This is a genomic window from Flavobacterium sp., assembly GCF_044368625.1.
Lineage (GTDB): Bacteria > Bacteroidota > Bacteroidia > Flavobacteriales > Flavobacteriaceae > Flavobacterium.
In genome coordinates this window covers 1-8,012 of record NZ_JBIPPD010000155.1, presented here as the reverse complement: position 1 = coordinate 8,012, position 8,012 = coordinate 1, and the positions used below count along the sequence as shown (strand labels likewise).

8 protein-coding genes, 1 tRNA gene and 1 pseudogene are annotated in these 8,012 nt (G+C 35.3%); 4 read left to right on the top strand and 6 right to left on the bottom strand.

What is annotated here, in order from left to right; translation table 11 throughout:
* Positions 1-166, top strand: a pseudogene (locus tag ACIQ2X_RS11460) (hydroxymethylglutaryl-CoA reductase); the annotation flags it as partial.
* Positions 167-176: 10 nt separating this feature from the next.
* Entirely contained in the window at positions 177-1,091 is a 915-nt protein-coding gene (locus ACIQ2X_RS11455) for a GYDIA family GHMP kinase (protein WP_396179056.1), read from the top strand.
* 51 nt (positions 1,092-1,142) lie between these two features.
* On the opposite strand, the gene ACIQ2X_RS11450 is transcribed toward ACIQ2X_RS11455, so the two are convergent.
* From ACIQ2X_RS11450 to ACIQ2X_RS11425, 6 genes are all read right to left on the bottom strand, one after another.
* Positions 1,143-3,236 (bottom strand): peptidylprolyl isomerase, encoded by a 2,094-nt coding sequence (locus tag ACIQ2X_RS11450; RefSeq protein ID WP_396179055.1) that lies wholly within the window; start codon positions 3,234-3,236, stop codon positions 1,143-1,145.
* A gap of 111 nt (positions 3,237-3,347) precedes the next feature.
* On the bottom strand, positions 3,348-4,610 hold the full coding sequence (locus tag ACIQ2X_RS11445) for a hemolysin family protein (protein WP_396179054.1): 1,263 nt from the start codon (positions 4,608-4,610) through the stop codon (positions 3,348-3,350).
* Between the two features lie 3 nt (positions 4,611-4,613).
* Positions 4,614-4,808: a hypothetical protein gene (locus tag ACIQ2X_RS11440; RefSeq protein WP_396179053.1), complete on the bottom strand. Its 195-nt coding sequence runs from the start codon at positions 4,806-4,808 to the stop codon at positions 4,614-4,616.
* 9 nt (positions 4,809-4,817) lie between these two features.
* On the bottom strand, positions 4,818-5,369 hold the full coding sequence (gene lptC, locus ACIQ2X_RS11435; protein ID WP_396179052.1) for an LPS export ABC transporter periplasmic protein LptC: 552 nt from the start codon (positions 5,367-5,369) through the stop codon (positions 4,818-4,820).
* Positions 5,370-5,386: 17 nt separating this feature from the next.
* The gene (locus ACIQ2X_RS11430) at positions 5,387-6,646 is read right to left on the bottom strand and encodes a hypothetical protein (RefSeq protein ID WP_396179051.1); all 1,260 of its coding nucleotides are present in this window, start codon (positions 6,644-6,646) and stop codon (positions 5,387-5,389) included.
* The gene (locus ACIQ2X_RS11425; RefSeq protein WP_396179050.1) at positions 6,639-7,373 is read right to left on the bottom strand and encodes a type III pantothenate kinase; all 735 of its coding nucleotides are present in this window, start codon (positions 7,371-7,373) and stop codon (positions 6,639-6,641) included. The genes ACIQ2X_RS11430 and ACIQ2X_RS11425 overlap by 8 nt, the downstream gene beginning before the upstream one ends.
* A 124-nt stretch (positions 7,374-7,497) precedes the next feature.
* On the opposite strand from ACIQ2X_RS11425, the gene ACIQ2X_RS11420 reads away from it, so the two are divergent.
* Positions 7,498-7,570: transfer RNA gene (locus ACIQ2X_RS11420), tRNA-Phe, on the top strand.
* Between the two features lie 52 nt (positions 7,571-7,622).
* Positions 7,623-7,910 carry a GIY-YIG nuclease family protein gene (locus ACIQ2X_RS11415; protein WP_396179049.1) on the top strand — a complete coding sequence of 96 codons (288 nt, stop codon included), beginning with the start codon at positions 7,623-7,625 and terminating at the stop codon, positions 7,908-7,910.
* Positions 7,911-8,012 lie beyond the last annotated feature (102 nt).

Sequence of the window (8,012 nt, the reverse complement as noted above, 5' to 3'; positions counted from 1 at the left end):
TACTACGACGGGAATTCAAGAGGGACACATGAAAATGCACTTGGGCAACATCATCAATCAGTTTGATGCCACGGATGATGAACGAAAAATAATCGAAAATCACTTTGAAAAAAATGCGGTGTCTCACGCTTCAGTAGTTACTTTCATCGAAAATTTGCGCAAATAAATTTAATTTTTTGACTAAACGATTTTACAGCAACGGCAAACTTCTCATTACGGGAGAATATGTAGTTCTTGATGGAGCTGTGGCATTGGCTTTGCCTACTAAAATGGGGCAAGATTTGATCGTTGAAGAGACCGCTGAAGCGAATACAATCCGCTGGAAAAGTTTCGACTTTGATCAGTCGGTTTGGTTTGAAACCACGCTAAACACATTAGAAGTTGTAGGCCATTTAAATAAATCTTCGGAAAATTCAATAGAAGATATTTTAAAAAAAATACTTTTCGAAGCCCATCAATTGAATCCAAAACTTATACCCAATAACGGTTATACCATCGAAACGCACTTGACCTTTCCACGATTTTGGGGTTTGGGTACTTCTTCAACGTTAATAAACAACATTGCGCAATGGTTCGAGATAAATGCTTTTAAACTGCTCAAAAACAGCTTTGGCGGTAGTGGCTACGACATTGCAAATGCACAAAACAACGTGCCTATAACCTATAAATTGAGCGATGGAATACCTTTGATTCAACAAATTGAGTTCAAACCCAACTATTCAGGAAATCTGTACTTTTTGTACCTCAATCAAAAGCAAGACAGTAAAACAGCTATTTTAAATTATCGCAAAAAGCAAAGTGATGTGCACGAGACACGCACTAAAATAAACGCAATTACTGAAGAAATCGTAACAGGTGTACATTTGGAGCGGTTTACAGATTTAGTACAAGAACATGAAAATATCATGAGCGAGCTACTGGAAACAAACACCGTCAAGGAACGCTATTTTAGTGATTTCGACGGTTCTGTTAAAAGTTTGGGGGCTTGGGGTGGCGATTTTGTTTTGGTAGTGAGTGCTTCAAATCCTAAAAAATATTTTGAATCCAAAGGTTTTACCACGCTACTACCCTATCACGAAATGATATTGTAAAAAAAAATCCCGAATCATCGGGATTTTTTATGAACTAATAATTATTTTCTACTAGTAGAAAACAGGTCGGTTATCTTCGATATCAGCATTGTCCTTCAAAGCGGTAATTACTCTACCTGGAGCTGCTGTACTTTGTCCTTTTAAAACACTCAAGTAAGGCGAATAATCAGTTATAGCTGGTGCTTTAACAGCACTTTTTTGCAATACCACAAAAACTGCTGATGCACCTTCTATTGGGGCAGAAACTTTATTTGGTGCTAAAGCAAAAGCCGTTGCAACTGCTCTTTGTTCTTGTCCAAAACCTGGCAATACAGCATTCTCTATTGTAACATCTGTTGCAGTTTGAACCGTAACACCTGCCGATTTAGCCATCGCATCTAAAGTAGTACCTTTAAGCTTTGCTTTGATTAAGGCTACTTTTTTCTCATTTTTTAATTTATTTTCAATCATTGGACGTGCTTGATCCAAAGCCATCAAACCTTCTTCATTAATTTTAACCAATTTCATAATCACATTCCCTACGTTAGGAACTTCATAACGTTTAACGTCGCCTACAGAGGTTTTCTTGTCAAAAGCCCATTTTACTATTTGTCTTTGGTTCATCACCGAACCCACATTTTCATCCATTGCATTTAATTTAACAGATGGAGAAACCGTTAACCCGTTTGCTTTTGCTACAGCAGCAAAATCTTTTTCATTAGCATCCATTTCGAATGTAACGGCTTTGTTGTACACTTTATCAGTGGTAGCTTCCGATGCTTCGATTTTTCTGGCGATAGTAGCCAAACGAACGCCATCTTGCTTATCAGTAACATTGATAATGTGGAAACCAAATTCAGTTTCTACCAAACCGATTTTACCAATTGGATTATTAAATACAAAATCGTTGAATTTTCCCGTCATTTGACCTTTGGAGAAAAAACCTAAATCTCCGCCTTGTTGCTTTGATGAATCGTCGGAATTCACTTGAGCCAACATCGAAAAAGAAGCTGGATTGGCCAAAACTTGCGCTAAAATTTCATTTGCTTTCGCTTGAGCTTCTTCTTTGGTACGTGTTACTGCTGGATTGGCTCTCATAGCACCTGTATAAGCAATAAGTATATGGCTTGCTTTAGCATTAACTCCAGATTGACGACCTAATGATTTACTTACAGCAAGATAATCATTGAATTTGTATGGTCCGTAGATTTCACCTTGAGGCAAATTGTACAATTGATCTGCAAATTCAGCAGGCAAATCTTTCTTAGCCACATAGCTAGAATCGTAAGGAACATCAGAATTCATATTTACAAACTCAACCGTATTACTTGCAGTTCTAAAACCTTGAACGGTATCGTTTTTTTGCGTTTCTTTAACGTACTCTACTTTTCCGATCAACAACTGTTGTAAATCCGCTTTAACTTGCGCTTCATCCTCTGTTGATGGTTTGTCTTCAATAATTACCATCTGAACCTCACGTGTTTCATCCGCTTTGTATTTCTTTTCGTCTTTACGCATGAAGGCAATAATTTCATCATCAGTAACTTTTACGTCACTGTCTTTAATTGAGGAAAAAGGAACCGCTACAAAATCCAAAGAAACTTTATTTGTTGCTAATTCATATTTCAATTTAGCTTCAGCCGTAGTAGTATAAGTTCCCGCTTTTACAAGCGCACTGTACATCATGAATTTTGCATTCAAGGTAGCTTCTTTAATTCTTGCCGCCAGTTGTTGTTTCAAAACTGGATTTTCATTAAAAAAAGCACTGAATTTTGCAGGATCAAAAACACCCGCTTCATTTAAAAATGATGGATTCTGACCAATATCTTGATTTTGTTTCAAAACATCCATTACTTGTTCTTCGCTTACACGCATTCCAAGTTTTTCAAATTCTGCATTCATCAAAGAGATGGTTACTTCTTGCTCCCAAACACGTGCAACTGCTTGAGAAGAAGTAATACCTTGTCCGCTTTTTTCGACATTATCCACTTTGGATCTGAATTCGTCGTACGAAATTTCGTCACCGTTCACGCTTCCTACGTCTCTTGGAGTACTGGAAAAGCCACCATTATTAAGTACATCACCAACTACAAAAGCCAGTAAACAAAAGCCTATCACAAGTATTAAAAGAAGTGAACGTTGTCTAATTTTTGATAAAATCGCCATTTTTTATGTTTGTTAATTTTAAATTTCAGTTTGCGAAAATACAATTATCTATTTAATAATAATAGCACAAGCGTTATATTTTGCGTTTAAAAGTGTTTTTTATGTAAAAATTTATTCTGTCAGGCTTATTTGTACCAATTCAATCTTTTTATTTGAAGCTTCCCGTATTTCAATTTGGAAATTTTCAATTTGCAAGATTGTTCCCATTTGCGGAATTTCGTTGGTAGAATGAACAATAAAACCACCAAGAGTACTGTAAGAATCCGATTCGGGGATTTTTAATTTATAGGTTTCATTAATATATTCCACATCCAATCGGGCAGCAAACAGGAAAACTCCGGGAGAAAGTTCCTCTTCAACAAAATCGTCTACCAATAAATCGTGTTCGTCCTCAATTTCTCCAAAAAGTTCTTCGATGATATCTTCAACGGTAATCATTCCCGATGTGCCGCCGTATTCGTCCAATACAATTGCCACACTTTTTCGTTTTCGAGCTAAAACATTCAGAACTTCTTTAATAAATATAGTTTCAGGAACAAATTCCACAGGAATCATGATATTTTTAATCGAATTAGGTTTTTTGAACAAGTCAAAACTGTGTACATAACCTACAATGTCATCTAATGAATTTTGGTACACTAATATTTTAGAATACCCTGTACTTATAAACAATTCCCGCAGTTCCAATATAGTGTCGTTAATTTCCACCGCGGCAATTTCAGTACGTGGATTCATTATATCACGCGCTTTTACCCCCGAAAATTCCAAGGCATTTTGAAAAATCTGAATTTCAGAATCAACGGCTTCCTGATTTTCAATCGACTTCATTTGTTCGGTGATGTAATTCCCTAATTCTATTTTACTGAAAAGCAGTTGCTCATCTGAATCTTTGATTCCGAAGAAAAACTTCAGAATACGATTAGAGACCCAAATAATTGCAGAAGAGAGGTAATAGAAAACTTGATAGAAAAAATAAGCCGGAACCGCTAAAAATTTAATTAACGTATTGGCATAAATTTGAAAAAAGATTTTAGGTAAAAATTCGGACGTTAGAATGATTATTGCACTAGTAATCGCAATTTGAATAAAAAAAACCAACCAAAAAGGATAGTCTAAGCTTTGAACTTCTAAAAATCGAAGCACTAAATTACTCATCAAAAAACCATAAATCACCAACGCGATATTGTTGCCAATGAGCATTGCTGCAATAAACTTTGAAGGATTTTTGGTAAGTTTTACTAAAACACGAGAAACAAATGTGTCTTGCATTTTTTCGATACCTAAGTACACTTTATTCGAAGCAATATAGGCAATTTCGACACCCGAAAAGAAAGCAGAAAGTATTAAACAGCCGACAATACTAAATGCTTCCATAATTTAAGAGTTATTATTTCGGTTTTTTGCTTTATTGAAAAAACTCCGTCGAAAGAAAAACATAAAGATACAAACTGCTGCAATACCAAAACTCAAAAAATAAGAATCCTCGGCATTAGATACTTTTGCAATTCCGTCGTAAACGAAAAAAGCGGCAAAAACAAGGTAGATGTACTGTGTAAATTGTAAATATTTCATAGTATTTTTTTATTCAGATGATTTCATTACACCTTCTCCAGAGAATTTCTGCGTGTTCATGATGGTAAAGTCGCTGTTAAAATCAATTCCTTCTCCATTTGAAATTCCTTTTGGAGCGGAAAATTTAAACGCTTCTTCGGTAAAAAACCAAGAATTTTTTTGATCGTAATACAGTTGCTGGGTTTCGAGCACCTGATTGTCTTCGGTATTTATTTTAACATTTCCTTGTAAATCGATGATTTCAGTCCCTTTAAATTGTATGGCATAATCGGACCGGACAAAAGTTCTTTTGGCTTTTGGATCATAAAGTGTGACGTTTACTCCGTTTGGAAATTCGGTAAAAGGGTATTTAACGGTAGCATAATCGAGCATTTTAGAAGCAACCAAAATCGCTTTAATACGTCCCGAATCGGTATATTTCAAAGTAATCGAATCGGCGTCACCGCTTGGACTAAATTCAGAAAGGTTGATTTTCTGAACGTCTTTGAGGTTGCTTTCGCAATTTGTAAAAACTACGAGACTAAAAACTGTGATTAAAAATACTATTAAAATTCTTTTCATTTAGCGAAAAAACGATACTAGTTGATTTTTCTCTTGACAAACCATTTGTCGTTTAAAGAGAGGCTTACGGTAAAATTAATGTAATTTTCTCGAACTAAATCAGCTGCTTTTGTGCCTTTACGACCGTATTCCATCCCTACATTTATATTGGAAAAACTTCCAGAAAAGGGAAAACCAAGTCCTAAAGTAACCGCTGTATCGTCGATCGATTTATCATTTATAATTAAACCTGTATTTTCATGTCGGAAACCATAACGATAGGTGATTCGTTTGAAATAGCTCGAAAACGAATTGTATTGTGGAATGAAATATCCACCTACCGAAACTTTATTTCCGTTTTCAAAAGTAGCATTGGTAATGTCTACAAAACGATTCTGCAAAGAGCTGGTTTGGCTCAAAGTAAATTCGGCTCCAATTAACCATTTGCGTTCTTGTCCAAAACCAACTCCAAAAGCCAATTTCGATGGTAATTTAATTTCCGTATCGGGTACTTCAATAATTTCTTCATCAATAACAAATGGATCGCTTATATTCGAAAATTGAACTGTAGCAATTTTTCGGGTATTGACAAGACTCAATGTACTTTCAGGAGTGTAATATCCTGAAACAAATAATTTGTGTTTGGCCGTTACCTTTTTTTCCCACATAAATCCTGTATTGAAACTAAAGCCACTTTCTTCACTGGTGTTGAGTTCTTGCGTTCCAAACTGAACGGCTTGCAAAAACTCTAAAGAAGAAGTTTCGATTTTTCCAAAATTATATTCTACCGATGCTCCAACACTAAAATTGGGCGTTATTTTATATCCTGAACTAAAAAAAACGCGATTGACACCACCATTACCTTTAAATTGATTCGAAGTGGCAAAATCTTCACTTATTGTAGTTACATTTTGAATTCGGTAACCAACAGCTGAATAAGCCATCAATCCTACACCTGCACTCCATTTTGAAGTCAATGGAATCCCCACATTTAAATAGTCTACAGCTGTATTTTTAGATTTTCCATCACCAAAATTAGACTCGACATTGGTAGTATTATGACTTCCCGAAACGGAGAATGTAACTAATTTCAATCCGCCGTAACCAGCAGGGTTTTGCAAATTTACGTGCGTACTGTCGGGAAAAATACTCAAGCCTCCCATCGATCGGTTCTCTGAAGTGCCTTTAAATTTCACATCGCCAATTCCATAAAACGAATAAGATGAGGACGTACCACTTTGTGCAAATGTGCTGATTGACAATAAAACACAGATGCTAACAATAATTTTTTTAATCATTTTTGATTTTATATTGATATGTAAGATTCAAACTTTCAAGCAGAAAATTTGAATTGGCAAATATGGTATTTTTTAATCGTTTAGCCAAAAAAACTGCATCTCCACCAGTTAAAATTATCGTAAATTTTGCATAATCAGACTCATAGCGCTTCAGAAAACCCTCAATCTCGAACAACAAACCGTTTACAGCTCCCGAATGCAAAGATTCCGCCGTTGAATTTCCGATGTAATGCAATGGGCTTTGCGTTTCTAACAACGGGAGTTTAGCCGTATAATTGTGTAGTGCCTGGTACCTCAAACGCAAACCTAAACTGATTGCACCACCTTTATAATGATTTTGATGGTCGATAAAATCATAAGTCACACAAGTTCCAGCATCAATTACCAAGCGATTTTGATTGGGAAACTGCAAAACGGCTCCTGAAGCTAAAACCATTCTGTCCACTCCTAAAGTAGTTGGTGTTTGGTACAAATTTTTAAACGGAAAAAGAAAATCGGGAGTAATCCACTCCATTTTCAACTTCTTATCAAGAAATAAAAAAGCTTCAAAACCTAATTTTCCAACAGATGACGCGACCAAAACTTCGATTTCTGGATAAATTTTTAAAATATTTAAAATATTTTTTTGCACATCTGTACTTTCAAAAACAAAAATTTCGATCAGGTTATCATTCTCAAAAACAGCACTTTTAATCCTTGTATTTCCGATATCAATTGCTAAAACCATTGGTCATTGTTTGAATCACCAAAGATAGGAATTCATTTTTTTTAAAAAATGTTTTGGATAAATTAAAAAAGCATCTATATTTGCACCTGAAATCAGCAAGTAATTGATGCCAATTGCTACAAAAGGTACCTTAGCTCAGATGGTAGAGCAATGGACTGAAAATCCATGTGTCCCTGGTTCGATCCCTGGAGGTACCACAAAACCCGAATAGAAATATTCGGGTTTTTTGTTTTCTATGATACTTAAACAATGACGCATTTTCTTTACATCCTACATTCAAAATTGACGAACGCTTATTATATTGGAGAAACGCACGACATCGAAGAAAGAATTTCAAAACACAACAATCATACTTACAAAAAATCCTTCACAAAAATAGCAACGGATTGGGAGGTGATTTTAAAGTTTGAATGTTCGAACAGAAGTGAAGCATTATATTTAGAACGTTTTATCAAAAAAATGAAAAGCAAAGTCTTTATCGAAAAAATAATTTTAAATCCAGATATATTAAGGGATATATTGTCTGAAAGAATCTAAATCCATCTGTCCCTGGTTCTCCCGACGCTTCGGGACTGGAGGTACCACAAAACCCGAATAGAAATATTCGGGTTTTTTGTTTTCTATGATACTTAAATATTT

Bases quoted from the DNA above. Each gene is read 5' to 3' on its own strand.
- ACIQ2X_RS11425 (WP_396179050.1), bottom strand. From the start codon at position 7,373: ATGGTTTTAGCAATTGATATCGGAAATACAAGGATTAAAAGTGCTGTT.
- lptC (WP_396179052.1), bottom strand. From the start codon at position 5,369: ATGAAAAGAATTTTAATAGTATTTTTAATCACAGTTTTTAGTCTCGTA.
- ACIQ2X_RS11445 (WP_396179054.1), bottom strand. From the start codon at position 4,610: ATGGAAGCATTTAGTATTGTCGGCTGTTTAATACTTTCTGCTTTCTTT.
- ACIQ2X_RS11415 (WP_396179049.1), top strand. From the start codon at position 7,623: ATGACGCATTTTCTTTACATCCTACATTCAAAATTGACGAACGCTTAT.
- ACIQ2X_RS11440 (WP_396179053.1), bottom strand. From the start codon at position 4,808: ATGAAATATTTACAATTTACACAGTACATCTACCTTGTTTTTGCCGCT.
- ACIQ2X_RS11450 (WP_396179055.1), bottom strand. From the start codon at position 3,236: ATGGCGATTTTATCAAAAATTAGACAACGTTCACTTCTTTTAATACTT.
- ACIQ2X_RS11430 (WP_396179051.1), bottom strand. From the start codon at position 6,646: ATGATTAAAAAAATTATTGTTAGCATCTGTGTTTTATTGTCAATCAGC.